The following is a 16,660-nucleotide window of genomic DNA, read 5'->3' on the forward strand; positions in this document are numbered from 1 at the left end:
GCCGTGACCTCAACGCTGAGCGATATTTTTACCCAACATCCAGAGCTAAAGCATCTGCGCCGCGCCCTGCAATTATGTAAGGGCTTTGGGCTGTATTTTGTCAGTTGCAATACCGTGCCGTTGCGTAATGAATTGGTCGCCGCCTTAAAAGCCAACCTTGCCACGCCTATTATTGAACTGCCGTTAACGCCTGAAAACGATATTTTTATTGATGCGCAAATGGCGGCCTTACTGGCGGCTGCCAGTGCGGATGCGATAGTGTTCATTTACGATTTGGAAAAGCTCTATCATTTAAAAGACCGCTATGTTATTCAGGAGTTAAATTGGCGGCGGGAATTTTATGGGAGGGCTAACCATCCGGTGGTGTTTTGGATGCCGGATTTTTTGCTGACGGAAATTTTTAACGAAGCCCCGGATTTTGCCGATTGGCGGAGTGGGCTTTATGAGTTTACTTTGTCACAGCCTGAACAGCTTAGCTTGATGCAAAGCACTTGGGAAAGTGTGGGTGAGAATTTTGTCGGGCAATTATCGTTAACTGAGAAAGAGCGGTGGATTGTTAATTTAGAGAACTTGCTGGCGGAATTGGCGGGGCAGGAGGCATCAAAGACAAAGGGTGATTTGTTGATCCGTTTGGGGATGTTATATAAGTCGTTAGGAAAACATGACCAAGCATTAGTATGTTATCAGCAATCGTTGCAAATACAACAACGTATTGGCGACAAACAAGGCGAAAGCGCAACCCTCAACAATATTTCCGTCATCTACCATATCAAAGGTGACTACGGCATTGTCTTGTTCTACTTGGAACAATCACTGCAAATCTGTCAAGACATCGGCAACAAACAAGGCGAAGGCGCGATCCTCAACAACCTCTCCCAAATCTACCATGCCCAAGGCGATTACGACACGGCCTTACGCTACTTGAAACAATCCCTACAAATCCGGCAAGACATCGGCGACAAACAAGGCGAAGGGGCAACCCTCAACAACCTTTCCCAAATCTACAAAGCTAAAGGCGACTACGGCATCGCCTTACGCTACTTGGAACAATCCCTGCTGATCAGCCAAGACATCGGTGACAAACAAGGCGAAGGCTCGGCCTTCAACAACCTTTCCCAAATCTACCATGCCCAAGGCGATTACGACACCGCCTTGCGCTATTTGGAACAATCCCTGCAAATCTGGCAAGATATCGGCGACAAAGAAGGCGAAGGCGCGACCCTCAACAACATCTCCCAAATCTACCATGCCAAAGGTGACTATGACACCGCCTTGCGCTACTTGGAACAATCCTTACAAATCCAGCAAAACATCGGCGATACAGCGGGCGAATGTACAACTTTGTTTAATATTGGACTTATCCATTGGCAAAATGATGAGCAACAACAAGCCTTATCAACATCGCTAAAGGCTTACCGTATGGCCAAACACATCGGTTTGGCGCAAGTCTTGCAAAGTTTAGACGAATTAGCCAAAGACCTAGGCCATGAAGGCCTAGCCTGGTGGGAAACCTTAAACCCAGCCGAACCTGCCGAGTAGCTTAGGAACGCGCATAAAATTTAAGGTCAGCCGCAAAAAATCCTGGTTAGGCTAAAACTGTAGAGACGTTGCAGTGCAACGTCTCTACAACAGATTTTATTTTGTGCACGTTCAACCTCCCCCAATTCATTCCGCAAACGCCAAAACCCTATTCCGGCCTTGTGCTTTGGCCTGATATAAGGCGGCATCGGCGGCATTGATTAATGCCAAGGCCTCTTGGCCGTGTGCCGGGTAGCTGGCGACCCCAAAAGAAGCTGTTATCTTGGGCAACAATATTTCTGTGTAAGCTAAGGTCAGCCGGGCAATCGCCAGACGGATTTTTTCGGCAATTTCCCATGCCCCTTCGGTGGCCGTTTCAGGTAGCAACAGCAAAAATTCTTCACCACCAAAGCGAAACAACATATCGCTGCGGCGTATGGTCTGGCGGACGGTTTGGGCGATACTGCTTAGGACGATGTCGCCCGCGCTATGGCCGTAATTGTCGTTAAACTGTTTGAAGTGGTCCAGATCGAACATGACTAAAGAACAGTGGCGGTTATAGCGGTCGGCGATGGCGAGTTCGGTGTCCAGCGCGTTATCTAAAGTACGGCGGTTCAATGCCCCGGTTAGTGGGTCATGTTCGGCTAAGTGCTGTAGTTTGCTGTTCGCCATCTCCAGTTCGTCGCTTAGGGTGGCGATGAAATGCAGTAAGTGGCTAGTAATCCGCGCGTGACGGAAACGGTAGCGGTCTTTTGCGGTATCGGCTCCCGTGTCTGTCCAATGAGCGGGTTCGGCGGCTTCGGTTTCGCGCATAGCTACCACGATTTGGCTGGAATTGAGTTGCTGTAAGTGGTTGCCGTGTCGGCAGAATTCGCCGCTGGTAAAGAAGCCCGCCACGGGGGCCAGTGCCTGAAACGGATAGGTTTCCAGTTCGACATCTTGCTGTAGGGTAAAGCGGCGGCAAATGCACGAATACAGATAGATAGCTTCCGGTGCAAAGGCCGCCAATTCGGCTACCACCGCATGGGTGTTCTCTAGGGCCAAATCGACGTTAAGATAACCTAAGCGCACGGTTTCATCTTGGTAAACGTCGGCGACTAAGGTGACGCTGCCGTCTTGGTTGGCGGAGACTGGGTTTCTGGCGATTTGTGTGCCGTACCGCTCCATCAGGAGTGGAAACTCGACCAAATACATGTCTTCATCATCGGGATGGATACCCAGATACTTGCGGTAGACATCCAGTGCCGGTTTATCGTCGATGCACTGGATGTTAAAGCCGTTAACCGCCGTTAAGGCCATTTGTGGGCCGAGGGCTTGCCAGCCAAAAGTAATATGGGTTTCGATGCGTAATTGCGCCCCCGCCAAGCCTACGGCGACACAGCCATCGGCAAACAGGGCTGTGTGCAGAAAGACGCGCGGTTGTTGGCAGTTTAAAGTTTCGGCCGCCCCGCCACCAAATACGGGTAGGGTCGGTAGGCGGTCTTCTATGCCTTTCAGCACGTTTGCACAATTGATGCGTGTTGGTGTGGCTAAGAGCAGAATGCCTTGCAGGTGGGGGATAGGTTGTAAGGCTTCGGCAATGGCTTGTCCTGCCGTATATTCGCCGCCTTGGTGGCTGGCGCAGGCGATAGGGTGCAAACTGGCCGAGCTGAATATGCTGACGGAGACGACAGTCGATTCCAGGCTCACCCGTCCGGCACAAATTTCGCCCGCCGAGGTGACGCCGACGATAATGGCTTGGGGTAAGGCGTGTTGGGCGGTGTTGACGAGGTTGAGAATCCAAGCGTCATTGCATTGGCCGACAAAAAGTTGTATCAGGACGCTGTGGGCGGATTTGGCGGCGGTTTGTACGGCTGCGCTGGAAAAAAAAGGGGCAAATTGTTCGGCTGCTGTAAAGGCGGCGGTGATGTGCTTCATCAGGTCATTCTTATTTTGGCCAGTGGCCTTTCGTCAGTGTGCGGGATGCCGTTTTGTCCAACCCATAGGTTTGGGTTGCTGGGGCGGATTATTTCAGGGGATATGGGATATGGGAGATGCAAGAGATGTCTATATGTCATGTTTAGACGAACGTAATAGCCTTGCAAAATAACATGTTTTTGCAGTAAATGCTATTGCCTGCTTACAAAGAAAAGTGAAAAATTACCGCATTTAGGTAAAAGGGCTGGGGTATTGTTTTGAGTGGGCTTAACGTTTATGCCAATCCAAGGTGGCTAGAGACGTTGCAGTGCAACGTCTCTACAGTGCAAATAGGGGTTTGGGTATGCTTACAAAATGTTGGCATAATCCTGTTCTAGCTGCCGGAAGTTCAGCGAGGTCATAAAGCGGCTAAAGCTCATCCAAGCGGAAAGGCCGTTGAGGTCACGAAATTGCGGCGGCAGGAAGCGGGGTGGGCTGACCGTGCCTTCTTCGACCAAATCCACCAGTATTTTCATGTCTTCAATGGTGGTCTTGCCGCAGAACAGCAAAGGGATGCGGTCAGGTTTGCCTTTATTGACCGCTAAGCGCATAAAGTTATAAGTCAGCACAAAGCCTTTGATGTAGGTCAGGTCTTTGGTGAAGGGCATCCCGTTAGAACTGCTGCCCCGGAACACGCGGCTGCTTAAGGTGTAGCTGTCTTCCTCATCCAGGCCTTTGGCGCGGAAAAACGCGAAAATATCCAGAAAATCCGCGCCTTCTTCGGCTAAGGTAATGGCACGGACGCGGTTAATCAGGCGCATCAGGCGGTTGGGCGTGGAACTGAAGGTTAATATTTCCATCAGCACCGCCAAGCCTTCTTGGGTGACGGTGGCCGAAGGGGGGCCTTTGCCGAGGAAGGTGCAGTATGGCTGTTCCATACCGTTGAGGGTCGTACCGAGGTGTACCCAGATTTCATGCACTTCCAGTACCCGTAAGTCGCGCATATTAAACAGCGCGTCGGCGCGGAGCTTAACGTAATCGGTACCGGCGGCGGCATCCGAAACGATACCGTCGCTGAGCATGGCGCGTAGGCCTTCGCCCGGCAGCACTTCTTCTATGCGTTGGTTAAGGATGTCGACGGCTTCTTTGGCGGTGATGGTTTTCGGGTCTTCGTTCAAAAAGTCCAGTTGCAGCAGTTGCTCCAAGGTCGATTCCATCATGCTGCCCAAGTCGGCAATGGTCGGGTCGCCGACATGGAACACGTCTTGCGATGAGCCGTACAGTTCTTGGGAGATATTAGAAAACGTCGAGGTGCCACGCGCTTCGAGCATGTAGACGACATCTTGGTATTCGCGGCACATGCGGCGCATGATGACGCTCAGCGGGTTAAGTTGGCCGAGTTTGCGCACTAAATCGCGTTCTATTTGATGGAATTCTTCTTTTTTGTCGCTAGGGTCAAAGCCTAAGGGGCGTTGCTTGTAATAATCGGCATCAATAGCGGGCAGGGATTTACAGCCACTTTGTAAAAATGCCTGTTTGATGCTGTCATCCCATTTGATCGCGTCGAGGATGCGGATGGGCTGTTGCGCCTTAACGATACGGTCGGATAAGGCCTTCACTTCGGTCAGATAGGTGGACGGTTTTAGGACTTTTATATTGCTCATAGCATGGTCTCTCAGTAAGCAGCGTGGTCGGCACTCATCAGGTAATGTTTCAGACGGATTTGTAAACAAAAAGCAATAGTAATGCCATGTTTCTGATTGTAAGGTATTTTGCCGATAAACGTTACAGATTTTCCGAGGCGTAATCGGCGAGGCGGGAGCGTTCGCCGCGCCGGAGGGTGATATGCGCACCGTACGGCCAATGCTTGAAGCGGTCGACGACGTAGGTCAAGCCTGAGGTGGTGGCGGTCAGGTAAGGGGTGTCGATTTGCGACAGGTTGCCGATGCAAATGATTTTAGTGCCGGGGCCGGCGCGGGTAATCAGGGTCTTCATTTGTTTCGAAGTGAGGTTTTGTGCCTCGTCAATAATCAGAAAACGGTTCAGAAAGGTGCGTCCGCGCATGAAATTTAACGAGCGGATTTTGACGCGGTTCATTAAGATATTTTTGGTCGCGCCCTGTTCCCATTCGTTTTGCCCGGAACGGCTGCCCAGCAATTCTAAGTTATCCATCAACGCACCCATCCACGGGGCCATTTTTTCTTCTTCTGTGCCCGGTAAAAACCCGATGTCTTCGCCAATAGGTACGGTTTCACGGGTCATGATGATTTCGTTGTAAATTTTTTTCTCTAGGGTCATGGTGAGACCTGCCGCCAAGGCAATCAGGGTTTTGCCAGTGCCCGCCGTGCCTAAGAGGGTGACAAAATCAATTTCGGGATCGAGCAGGACGTTGAGGGCAAAGTTTTGCTCGCGGTTTTTCGCATAAATGCCCCAGACGCTATTGTGTTTGGAGCGGTAATCCCGCGCCAGCTCCAAGATAGCCGTTTCGCCGTCGCAACGGCGGACGATGGCCTCAAAATTACTGTCATTGTCCATGTACAAGTATTGGTTAGGATACCATTCGCTGACTAAAGGGTCTTCAAGGCGGTAAAATGTCCGGTCTTTTTCCTGCCAGGAGTCCATTTGTGTGCCGTGGTTTTCCCAAAAATCATCCTCTAAGGCGGTCGCGCCGCTGTAGAGCAGGTCAATATCTTCTAAAGTCTGGTCGTTGTGGTAGTCCTCGGCGGTTAAGGCTAGGGTAGCGGCTTTGATGCGCATGTTAATATCTTTCGATACTAAGATGACTTTGATGTGCGGGAATTTGCTGGTGAGCGCCAGCACGACGCTGAGGATGGAGTTGTCGGCAAGGTTGCCGGGCATACTGTCAGGCAAGAGCGCGGTCATGGCGCTGGTTTGGAAATACAGGCGGCCTGAGCTGTTCAGGTTGTCGCCATTGGGGCTGTGCTCAATACGCGATAAGGGCAGGCCGTCGTTAAGAGTCTGCTGGCTGGTGTCGCGGATCAGCCCGTCAAGAAAGCGGCTGGCTTGGCGGACGTTACGCGCGACATCGGTCAGGCCTTTTTTACCGTGGTCTAGTTCTTCCAGAACCACCATCGGGATAAAAATGTCATGCTCCTGAAAACGGAAAATCGCCGCAGGGTCGTGCATCAGCACATTGGTATCTAAAACAAACAGCTTGTTATCAGGCATGGTCTGAATATTCATGTCGGTACCATTGGGTTGGGCGGGAGGAAGGCGAAGGCCGCCGTGGGTCTGGGGCATGGGTATGCCGCCAGGTGCGGTTGGGAGTTATGCCGGGTGTTACGCCGCTAGTGTCCGCAACAGCGCCAATACGTCGTCGCTGTGGCCTTGGGCTTTGACTTTACGCCAAGCATGGATCAGCGTCCCGTCAGGGCCGATCAGAAAGGTGCTGCGTTCAATACCGCGTACTTGTTTGCCGTACATATTTTTGAGTTTGATGACCTCAAACAGGCTGCATAGCTGTTCGTCGCTATCGGACAGCAGGTCGAACGGGAATGCCTGTTTGCTTTTAAAGCCTTCATGGACTTTGACCGAATCGCGTGATATGCCGATGATGACGGTATTGAGCGCGGTATAATCGGCGATAGCGTCACGGAACGCTTGGCCTTCTAGGGTACAGCCAGGCGTGTTGTCTTTAGGGTAAAAGTAGAGCAACAGATACTGGCCGCGATAGTCACTGAGTTTGACAGTTTTCGCGCCTGTTGAGGCCAGTTCCATATCCGGCACGACGGTGCCAATATTGGGTGAGGTCATAAGCTACCTAACGTTTTATGGGTTCAAGAATGGCATCGATGTTAAGCTGGTCGCAAAATTCCATGAATTCTTCGCGCAGCGACAGCAAATGCAGTTGCGGGGGGATCAGGATAATAAATTTACTGGCAAAGACGGGATTTTGGATATAGGGGGCAGGATAACAACTGCCGGTGATGTCTTCAATGTCAATATCGCGGTCAATCAGGAACGAACTGACCGACTCGACGATGCTGTCGTGGTTGAGTGAGAGGGTTTCCAGTAAATAAGGCATACAGTCTTTGCCTTTGTCCCGGCTTTCTGGGCGTAGGGTCTGGATTTTGATGTCAATGCGCCGCTGGATGACATCTAAGGTGCTTTCTAATTTGGCTATTTGATTCCAATTGCCTTGTACCAGCAAGTAAGTGGCGGTGGATTGTGCCAGCCGCGAGGCGCGGATTTCCACGATATTGCATTTGCAATCGCGGATAGCGGGCAATAGTTCCGCAATAAAATTGATTTTGTTGTTACCTAAGGCAGTAATGGCGAGTTGCATAATGAGTTTTTTTGAATATTTTTTTGGAAGTTTAGCATCAAATGAGCGAAACTTTATGCACATTGCTGAGTGTGCCGCTAAAAGTTGCCGTTGTCGCTGATTAAGAAAGATAACGGCATTCCCCGATTTTACATTACCTACCCGATCAAGCCATGAAAAAGACCCGTAAGAGAAGCATTTCTAAAGACCGTAGTTTCAGCAGGCTCAACGGGCCGGGCAGTGCCGCCGATGAAATGCTGGTGTTGGCAGAGCTACGCGCGACCCGTGACGACCCGGTGTTTACGGTAACGCCATTGGATAATTTGCCTGACGATGAAGATGCCATAGACCGCCTTTTGGTTGTCAGCGGTGTTGAAAAACCCATTACTAGTATAGTTCAGGTTGAAGATATGACCAGCCGTACCAGCGCCGAACAGATCGAGGTTCTGCCTGATGCCGCTGCGGATAGGGCTCAGGCGGCGGCTTATAGGGTGGTGCCGTTGGCAGCTACGCAACCGCCAAGTGAGGCAGAGGCAGAGCCTGAGTTGTCCGGTGTGACGTTAAAAGTTGCTAGCCATGATGCCGATGGCGTTGTCGAAACGCAAGCGTTTTTTTTCTCGGTCACCGAACCTAAGCCTGAGCCGGGCGGGCAAACCTTGGTGTCGCCTGTTGAAGATCGGCCTATGGCAACCGCGCCGGATTTGTGGGCGGCGGGCATGGCCGATTCACCACTGCGTGTTGAACCAATTTTTGAGACGGCGTCGATAGAAGAGGCCGATACGCCGACAATGGTGGAGGTTGCTGCCGAAACGGGAGTGGCGATGCCTGTCCCCCTCATTGACGATGAGCTTGCCAATCCGTTAGGGTTGGCAGTCGACCGGCCTATGGCAACCGCACCGGATTTGTGGGCGGCGGGCATGGCCGATTCGCCGCTGCGTGTTGAACCGATTTTTGAGCCAGTGCCGATAGAAGAAGTGGACACGCCGCCGGGACTGGAGGTTGCCGCCGAAACGGGGGTGATGATGCCCGCACTTGATGACGCTGCCAAGCCGTTAGTTTCTGATGATGGGCTACCACATTCCGACCCGTCCGTTGTGGTGGTAAGTCCGCCCGCCGCTACCTCTGGCACCGAGCGTTGCGAGTATAAAACGGAGCAGGCACGGATTAATACGATTACGCTGATTTTGAGTATTGTTGCGTCTTTATCGGCGTTGGTGTTGTACTTTTTACTGATGGATATGAAAAATGATGTGCTTAAGCTTAATGAAATGGTCGAGATTATGAAAGAGGATATTCAGATCAAGCGCGACGAACCGCCCGCCGAGTAGAGGCAAGTGGATTTAGCTAGAGGGATAGGGTCTTTTGGGTTATGCCTGCGAACTTCCGTTAAACAAGACGCTATGGTTTTCAGATGGATGGGGCTGTTGATATGAACAACAAAACGGTTGGTATTTTGTTCATATCAACCGTAAAGGGCTGATTTGAATTTTAAGCAATTGATTTCTAGTTATTGTTTTTTTGGTCTATATATTGCTGTGGGCAGTGTGTAGCCATTGGGGTAAAGGGTTGTATGCGCCTGACAAAATAGCGGTATCAACACTATTTTGCTGAAAACAGTTTGGCGGCGGCAACTCTATTTGATCGGTTTGATAATGTCGGCTTATAGCGTTTGTTAGATGGTGTTTTCGCAAAATAGTGAGGGTGTGCGTATGAAATTATTAATGGCATTAATGGTTGTTGCATCGGTCTATGCCTTGTCTGCGCGTGCAGGTAACGTGGCAGACAGGCAGGTTGTGGCGATGGCTTGCGCTGAAGAAGCGAGGCTGGCGCATTGTGGCCGGGCAGTTGTTGGGGACGGTTTGTTGCGGTGTTTGCACACTTATCCGTTTGCCCAGCTTTCTCCTGGTTGTCAAAGGGCACTTAGCCAGTTGAGGGCGGATAGCCGAGTGGTGATTAGCCCTCGTCCGGTGATTGTGGTACGGCCTACCTACGCGATTCCAGCCCCCGGTTACCTTTGGCGGCAGCATCCGCGTTATGGTTGGGGGTGGTACCATCCCCGATTGGGTTGGCATAGGGGCTGGCGATAGTTGATGGCGTTTTTACCGGATTAGGTTAGGCGTTTATTGCTTATTTTTAAGGAAGGTCTTTTATGAAATTATTATTAACAGCCATTGGCTTAAGTGTTTTTTTGGCGGGATGTGCCGTACAGCCTGTAGGTGTCGGGATACGCCCGGCCGCCGTAGTGAGACCGGCTTATCCGATACCGGGACCGGGTTATCTTTGGCGGCAACACCCCACTTATGGTTGGGGTTGGTATCATCCAGGAATGGGATGGCATCGGGGTTGGCGATAACTGAGCTTAGGGATGGGCATGTGATAAATTAGCAGGGTAAGGCCTTTGAAGCTGGCATACCTTCTGAGGGTGTCAGGCTTTAAAAGGCATTGTTTGCCCATTCGCCAAGTTATTCCCTATTTGATGGTGTATTACCCCGAAACCTAAGGCGTTAAGGGTTTTGGCAGGGTTTAGGATTTATGAAGACTTTTTTTAAAAGAACGGCATTGTTGCTGTTATTGAATGGCCTTATGGCTTTTGATGCCTATGGGCAAAATAAGGAGTTATCGGTAGATGAAGTGCTGGCCATTTTCTACCAACGCAATCTCGATTTGATTGCCGCGCAATATAATATCGACCAGTCCCAAGCCGATGCCGTCATTGCTTCGGCGATTCCCAACCCTAATTTCAGTTTTCAGCTTTCTGAGCTTAGCGGTAATCTGAATAATGGTGCCAGTGCCACAGGGTGCAGCCATAATCCCGGCGTTTCTTGCGGGCCTGCCGAGTATTTCTCTTTCAGCCAATTAATTGAGGTCGCGGGTAAACGGGGCTTGCGCATCCAAAGCAGCGGTTTTGCCACGCAAGCGGCCGCCAGTGATTTGCAGGATGCCGTGCGGATATTTTCTAATATGGTCAGGGATGCGTATTACGAATTATTACAAACCCAGAAAAACCGCTGGTTAGCGCAAGAAATTGTTGACCATTACCAAGTCATTGCCAAGGCCAACCAGTTGCGCCTGCACAGCGGAGATATTTCGGAGTCGGATTTTTTGCGGGTCAAAATGGAATCGGTACGCGCCGAGTCGGATTTGGATAACGCCCAAACGGCGGTTGAGCAGGCTAAGGCCAAGTTAGCCATGCTGTTGCGCTGGCCTGAGCAAAGTTTGTCGTTCGAGGCGAAAGAGCAGTGGCCGACCGTTAAAGACTTGGGGCAAAGCCTTAGCAGGGAGCAACTGATCACCAAGGCCTTGGAGCAACGCCCTGATTTGCAAGCGGATAAATTACGGGCCGAACAAGCCGATAAAGAAATGGAGTTGGCGCGGCGGTTAAAGTACCCTGATGTGACCGTCACCGCCGGTTATGCGCGTGACCCCAGTAACAATGCCTTAAATTCGGGTTTTGTCGGGGTCAGTGTGCCGTTACCCTTGTTTTATCAATATAAAGGCGAAGCCGATAAGGCCGCTGTTCAGTTCAGCCAAAGCCGTTTGGCAGTGGAGCAAACCGAGTTGGGCATCCGTCAGGATGTGGTCGGTGCCTTAGCCACTTGGCACAGTACCGATAAGATAGTCCGCCGCTTTCAAGACGGATTGCTCAATGATGCGGTGGTGGTGCGTAATAGCGCCGAGCTGGCCTATAGCCGGGGGGCGACCAGCGTACTGGATTTTATCGAAGCCCAGCGCAGTTACAAAAATGTGATGCGTGATTATTATTCGGCGCTGATTAACCGCGCCAATGCCTACTATGATTTGGCGAAAGCCATAGGGGTTGAGCCGACTAACGACAAGGCCAGCGGACAGAAGGCGGCCTTAGGACAGCAATAATCGCAGGGGGTTATTTGGCCCCGCACTCGCAGCGTAGTTTATATCAGTAATGGATATGATGAATCAAATGTATTTGCACAGAAAAATAGCGGTTTTAATGGTGTTGCTAGGCTGGTTGCTGTTAGTGGGGTGTTCCGGCCCCGCCGATCAGGCGCCGCCCGCACCGCAGCGGCCTAAAGTCGCGGGGCAAGTTTATTTGCCGTCGGATTCACCGAAAAAAGCCTATATCAAAACCGCCCGCTTAAGCTTGTCGGAGCATCCCTTATTGGAGCCGCTGGTAGGTAAGATTAGCTACAATGAAAGTTTGACCTCCAGAATCAGCTCTTCGGTGGCGGGTCGGGTTATCGGTACGCCGGTGGCCTTGGGGACGACGGTGCAGGCCGGTTCGGTGTTGTTAGAATTGAACAGCCCTGATGTAGCCGATGCCGAGGCAGATTTTGCCAAGGCGCAGGCCGATTTGATGCTCGCAACCCATGCCTTCAACCGCCAGCAAGAGCTGTATGCAGGTAAGGCTGTGTCCCGCAAAGAATTAGAGCAGAGCCAAGATGAGTTAAGCCGTGCCAGCAGTGAAGCCCGCCGCGCCCAAGAGCGTTTGAAAAACCTGCATATCAATGAGCAGCAAACCGACGGCCATTTTGCCTTGCGTTCGCCCGTACCCGGCATTGTGGTCGAAAAAAACGTTAATCCGGGTACTGAAGTGCGGCCTGATTTGGAAAAGCCGCTGTTTGTGATTTCCGATATTAAAAAACTGACCGTGTTAATGGAGGTCTTTGAAGTCAATCTGAGCAAAATCAAATTAGGCCAAAAGTTATCTGTGTCGGTGCCGGCTTATCCGGGTGAGCGGTTTCCTGCCACTGTGCAATATATCGGGCAAGTGCTGGATGAAGATACGCGCAGCATCCAAGTGCGTTGCGATTTGCCCAATCCTGACGGGCGTTTGTTGCCGGGCATGTATACCAATATTGAAGTCGGTAGTGGCCCAGACGACCTTGCCGTGGTGATTCCGCTGACGGCGGTGTTTACGGAAGGCGACACCGATTATGTGTTTATTGCCTTGGATGCCGAGCATTATCAACAACGGGCTATTAAAATGGGTCTGCGCTTAAAAGATAAGGCCGTCATTAGCCAAGGTTTACAGCCTGATGAACTGCTGGTGACGGAAGGCGCACTGATGCTCAGTGCGGAAGAAGAGCTGGAAACCGATAGCGCCAACCCATAGCAGCCCAAAGGATAGAGCGACATGATTGAACATATTATCGCGTTTTGCTTACAGCAGCGTTTGATGGTGATCGGCACGACCATAGCGATTATTATCTCAGGGATTATCGCCTTTGAAAATTTGCCCGTACAGGCGTTTCCTGATGTGCAAAACGTTTTTGTCCAAGTGGTGACCCAATATCCCGGACAAGCCCCGGAGGAGGTCGAAAAGCAAGTGTCCTTGCCGATTGAACGGGTCATGAACGGTCTGCCGCATTTGATGAATATGCGTTCGGTGTCCATTTTTGGCTTGTCGGTCGTGACCTTGACCTTTGACGATAAGGCCGAAGATTATTTTTCCAGACAACAGGTCTTAGAGAAGTTACAAAATGCCGACATACCCGACAGTACCAGCCCGCAGTTAGGGCCGTTATCGACGGGGGTCGGCGAAATCTACCGCTATGTGATTGATGCCAAGCATTTGCCGTTAGTCGAGCAGCGGGCGCTTCAGGATTGGGTCATCGAGCCACGGATACGCACTGTGCAAGGGGTGGCCGATGTGGTCTCTTATGGCGGCGGCGTTAAGGAATATAAGGTTGCCGCCAAACCTGAACGTTTGAAAAATTACCGCATCGAATTAGGGCAGGTCTTTGCCGCCATTGCCGCCAATAACACCAATACTGGCGGCGGGTATATCGAACACGGCGACGAGGCCTTAGTGGTGCGCGGTACAGGGCTGTTAAAGTCGGCAGAGGAAATTGGCGAAATTGTCATTGTCACCAATGACGGTGTGCCAGTCCGCATTAAGGATGTTGCCGACATCAGCGTCGGCCCGCAACCTAGGACGGGTATTGTCGGCATGAACCAGCGTGACGATGTGGTGGAAGGCACGGTGCTGCTGATAAAAGGCCGCGATGCCGTTAATGTGTTGGCGGGGGTGAAGGAGAAGATTAACGAACTGAACACCTTTGGCTTGCCGCCGGGGGTTAAAATCACGCCCATCTATGACCGCACCGAACTGGTCGGCCATACCGTGCATACGGTCATGCACAATATGCTTGAAGGTGCGGCACTGATTCTGATTATCTTATTGGTGTTCCTGCGGCGCTTTCTGGCGGCTTTCTTAGTCACCTTGATTATCCCCATCTCCTTGCTGTTTGCGTTCATTCTGGTGGATTTGGGCGGCATTTCCGCCAACCTGATTTCGCTGGGTGCTATCGACTTCGGGATTATCGTCGATAGTGCCGTGGTCTTGGTCGAAGCGGTGATGGTGCAGGTGACGCTGGATTTGCACCGTAAGGCCGACATCCGCCATTTGCGGCAAACCTTGTTAAATACGGCGACCGAAATGGGCCGCCCCATTTTGTTTTCCAAAGCCATTATTATCATCGCTTTTCTGCCGATTTTTACCTTCCAGCAAGTGGAGGCGAAAATTTTCTCGCCGATGGCGTATACGCTCAGTTTTGCCTTGGTCGCGTCAATGCTGTTTAGTTTGACCTTTGTACCCGCCATGCTGACCTATTTGCTGGGCCCTAAACTCGCGGAAACCCATAATCCGTTGGTAGCGGTGATGGAACGTCATTATCGGCGTATCCTTGAAGGGGTGCTTAGGCATTCACGGCTGGTCTTTTTCTCGGCGGTAGCGGCGTTGGTGCTGAGTTTTATGTCGGTACGCTATATCGGCACTGAATTTATGCCCAAATTGGACGAGGGCAATGTTTGGTTGACAGTGACGTTGCCCACACCGGTTTCGCTGGCGGCTTCCAAACGTTTTGAGGAAGAAATCCGCGCAAAATTGGCGGCATTTTCCGAAGCTAAAACTGTGCTGACCCAGCTAGGCCGCCCAGAAGACGGTACTGATCCTAAGGGCTTTAATAATTTGGAAGTGCTGATTGATCTTAAGCCTAAAGACACTTGGCGGTATAAGAGCAAAGACCAATTAGTCCAAGCCATGAATAAAGAACTGGAGATTTTCCCCGGCATCTTGACCAATTTTTCCCAAGTGATCCAAGATAATGTCGAAGAGGCCATTTCTGGGGTAAAGGGGGAAATTGCCATTAAGATATTCGGCGCGGATTTGGCGACGCTTCAGGACAGGGCTGATCAGGTCACGCATATTTTGGCGGGCATTAAAGGCGCGACCGATGTTGCCGCCGAGCAGCAAGCGGGTTTGGCGCAAGTCATTGTCGATATTGACCGTGCCAAAGTGTCCCGTTACGGCATCAATATTGCCGATGTCGAGCAGGTGATGGATATCGGTATGGGTGGGCGGGCGGCTTCGAAGTTTTTGGAAGGCGAGCGGCGCTTTGACATTACCTTGCGTTATGAGGAAAGTGCGCGTAATTCGGTCGCTGGCTTGGAGGCGTTGACCGTAAAAACGCCGACAGGCCAGTTGATCCCGTTATCGGAATTGGCGACGGTTAGGGTCAATCAAGGTGCGTCACGGATCAGCCGCGAAGACAATATGCGCCGGATTGCCATCAAGTGTAATCTGATCAACCGCGACCAAGGCAGTTTTGTCGCCGAAGCTCAGCAAAAAGTCGCCGCGCAAGTGGACTTGCCGCCCGGCTACCGTATTGTCTGGAGCGGGCAGTTTGAAAACCAGCAACGCGCCATGAAGCGCTTGGCGATTATTGTGCCGATTAGTTTGGGCTTAATTTTTGTGCTGCTGTTCTGGGCGTTTATGTCGATTAAAAACGCCCTGCTGATTGTCATGAACGTGCCTTTTGCCATGATTGGCGGTATCCTGATCTTATTGCTGACCCATATTAACCTAAGCGTTTCGGCGGCGGTCGGTTTTATCGCCCTATTCGGTATCGCCGTCCAAAATGGCGTGATTTTAGTCTCGCAATTGAATAAACTGCGTAGGGAAGGGCAGTCGCTGCACGATGCCATTGTCAACGGCTCGGTCAGCCGTCTTAGGCCGGTGGTCATGACCGCTATGATGGCGATGTTAGGGCTGTTTCCGGCGGCGCTGTCCACCAGTGTCGGCTCGGAAACGGCGAAACCGTTTGCCGTGGTCATTATCGGCGGCCTGTTGACCGCCACCGTGCTGACCTTGACGCTGTTGCCTGCCCTGTACCGCTATTTCGCCGAAGCTGATGAACCTTAACGAGGAATTATGAAAGAGATCCGCGCCTTTATCCAGCCCAATAAGCTTAATAGCGTTACGACGGCGTTAATGGACATTCCGGGCTTTCCGGGTATGACGGTGATCGATTGCCAAGGGTTTGGGCGCGAACGCACCCAGCATGTCCAAGATTACCGCCCGTTTATGCCGAAAAAGCGTCTGGAGATATTTGCCCCCGACAGTTTAGTGGAGCTTATTTTTACCACCATCATGACGGTGGCGTGTAGCGGCCAACATGGGGACGGGAAGGTGTATATTGTTGAAGCGTTGGAGGGTGGGCGCATCAGCAGCGGGGAAAGGCGGGTTGATTTGGGGTAGGGGGGGCTGGATTTTTATTCGCACTTATAGCTCATCCTCAGTTGTTATGATAGTATTTGACGCTAAAAATAATCGCTAATGTATTTTATATACGACGTAACGGCAGATAGCCAACGCTTCCCTCTATTACCGTTACTACAGGCAATCGTTGCGGTCATTTACGGCCCATCAAAAGCCATTTGGCGCGTAGCTAAGGTACGCGGTTATGGCTTGGCTATTTGCACTCTCGAAGACGATGTTATCGCTGAAGACAATGTTGAAATTGAAGCTGAAAGCCTGATTAGTATTGCCCAAGGATCCTACGCAATTGTTTTATGATTTGGATTGTTCTGATGACTATAACTCGATCATCAAGTTTTTAATATTAGAATAAGCAACTTAGCCATTAGATATTGGATTAGTATTTTAATTAAGTAAAAACAACAAGTTGCAATGGAATCCGT

12 protein-coding genes are annotated in these 16,660 nt (G+C 51.1%); 7 read left to right on the forward strand and 5 right to left on the reverse strand.

Features of this window, described 5'->3' with window-relative positions:
• Positions 1-3 precede the first annotated feature (3 nt).
• A complete protein-coding gene (locus AADEFJLK_RS05935) occupies positions 4-1,539 on the forward strand; it encodes a tetratricopeptide repeat protein (RefSeq protein WP_211299163.1) in 1,536 nt (511 codons plus the stop codon).
• A gap of 126 nt (positions 1,540-1,665) precedes the next feature.
• On the opposite strand, the gene AADEFJLK_RS05940 is transcribed toward AADEFJLK_RS05935, so the two are convergent.
• The 5 genes from AADEFJLK_RS05940 to AADEFJLK_RS05960 form a co-directional block, all read right to left on the reverse strand.
• Positions 1,666-3,435 carry a sensor domain-containing diguanylate cyclase gene (locus AADEFJLK_RS05940; protein WP_103973662.1) on the reverse strand — a complete coding sequence of 590 codons (1,770 nt, stop codon included), beginning with the start codon at positions 3,433-3,435 and terminating at the stop codon, positions 1,666-1,668.
• A gap of 347 nt (positions 3,436-3,782) precedes the next feature.
• A complete protein-coding gene (locus AADEFJLK_RS05945; RefSeq protein ID WP_088617584.1) occupies positions 3,783-5,078 on the reverse strand; it encodes a flavohemoglobin expression-modulating QEGLA motif protein in 1,296 nt (431 codons plus the stop codon).
• Between the two features lie 121 nt (positions 5,079-5,199).
• The gene (locus AADEFJLK_RS05950) at positions 5,200-6,618 is read right to left on the reverse strand and encodes a PhoH family protein (protein ID WP_088621450.1); all 1,419 of its coding nucleotides are present in this window, start codon (positions 6,616-6,618) and stop codon (positions 5,200-5,202) included.
• 96 nt (positions 6,619-6,714) lie between these two features.
• A complete protein-coding gene (locus tag AADEFJLK_RS05955) occupies positions 6,715-7,188 on the reverse strand; it encodes a peroxiredoxin (RefSeq protein ID WP_103973663.1) in 474 nt (157 codons plus the stop codon).
• Between the two features lie 7 nt (positions 7,189-7,195).
• A complete protein-coding gene (locus tag AADEFJLK_RS05960; protein ID WP_088621449.1) occupies positions 7,196-7,720 on the reverse strand; it encodes a glycine cleavage system transcriptional repressor in 525 nt (174 codons plus the stop codon).
• 152 nt (positions 7,721-7,872) lie between these two features.
• On the opposite strand from AADEFJLK_RS05960, the gene AADEFJLK_RS05965 reads away from it, so the two are divergent.
• From AADEFJLK_RS05965 to AADEFJLK_RS05995, 6 genes are all read left to right on the forward strand, one after another.
• Complete coding sequence (locus AADEFJLK_RS05965; RefSeq protein ID WP_103973664.1) at positions 7,873-9,027, forward strand: hypothetical protein; 1,155 nt, start codon at positions 7,873-7,875, stop codon at positions 9,025-9,027.
• 1,204 nt (positions 9,028-10,231) lie between these two features.
• Positions 10,232-11,572, forward strand: coding sequence for a TolC family protein (locus tag AADEFJLK_RS05975; protein ID WP_088617580.1), 1,341 nt, complete (start codon positions 10,232-10,234; stop codon positions 11,570-11,572).
• 55 nt (positions 11,573-11,627) lie between these two features.
• Positions 11,628-12,791 carry an efflux RND transporter periplasmic adaptor subunit gene (locus AADEFJLK_RS05980; RefSeq protein ID WP_103973879.1) on the forward strand — a complete coding sequence of 388 codons (1,164 nt, stop codon included), beginning with the start codon at positions 11,628-11,630 and terminating at the stop codon, positions 12,789-12,791.
• A 21-nt stretch (positions 12,792-12,812) separates the two neighbouring features.
• The gene (locus AADEFJLK_RS05985; protein WP_088617579.1) at positions 12,813-15,881 is read left to right on the forward strand and encodes an efflux RND transporter permease subunit; all 3,069 of its coding nucleotides are present in this window, start codon (positions 12,813-12,815) and stop codon (positions 15,879-15,881) included.
• Between the two features lie 9 nt (positions 15,882-15,890).
• On the forward strand, positions 15,891-16,217 hold the full coding sequence (locus AADEFJLK_RS05990; protein WP_088617578.1) for a P-II family nitrogen regulator: 327 nt from the start codon (positions 15,891-15,893) through the stop codon (positions 16,215-16,217).
• Between the two features lie 78 nt (positions 16,218-16,295).
• A complete protein-coding gene (locus tag AADEFJLK_RS05995; RefSeq protein ID WP_103973665.1) occupies positions 16,296-16,535 on the forward strand; it encodes a hypothetical protein in 240 nt (79 codons plus the stop codon).
• Positions 16,536-16,660: the final 125 nt, after the last annotated feature.

Origin of the sequence: Methylovulum psychrotolerans, from assembly GCF_002923755.1 — a bacterium.
GTDB classification, from domain to species: domain Bacteria; phylum Pseudomonadota; class Gammaproteobacteria; order Methylococcales; family Methylomonadaceae; genus Methylovulum; species Methylovulum psychrotolerans.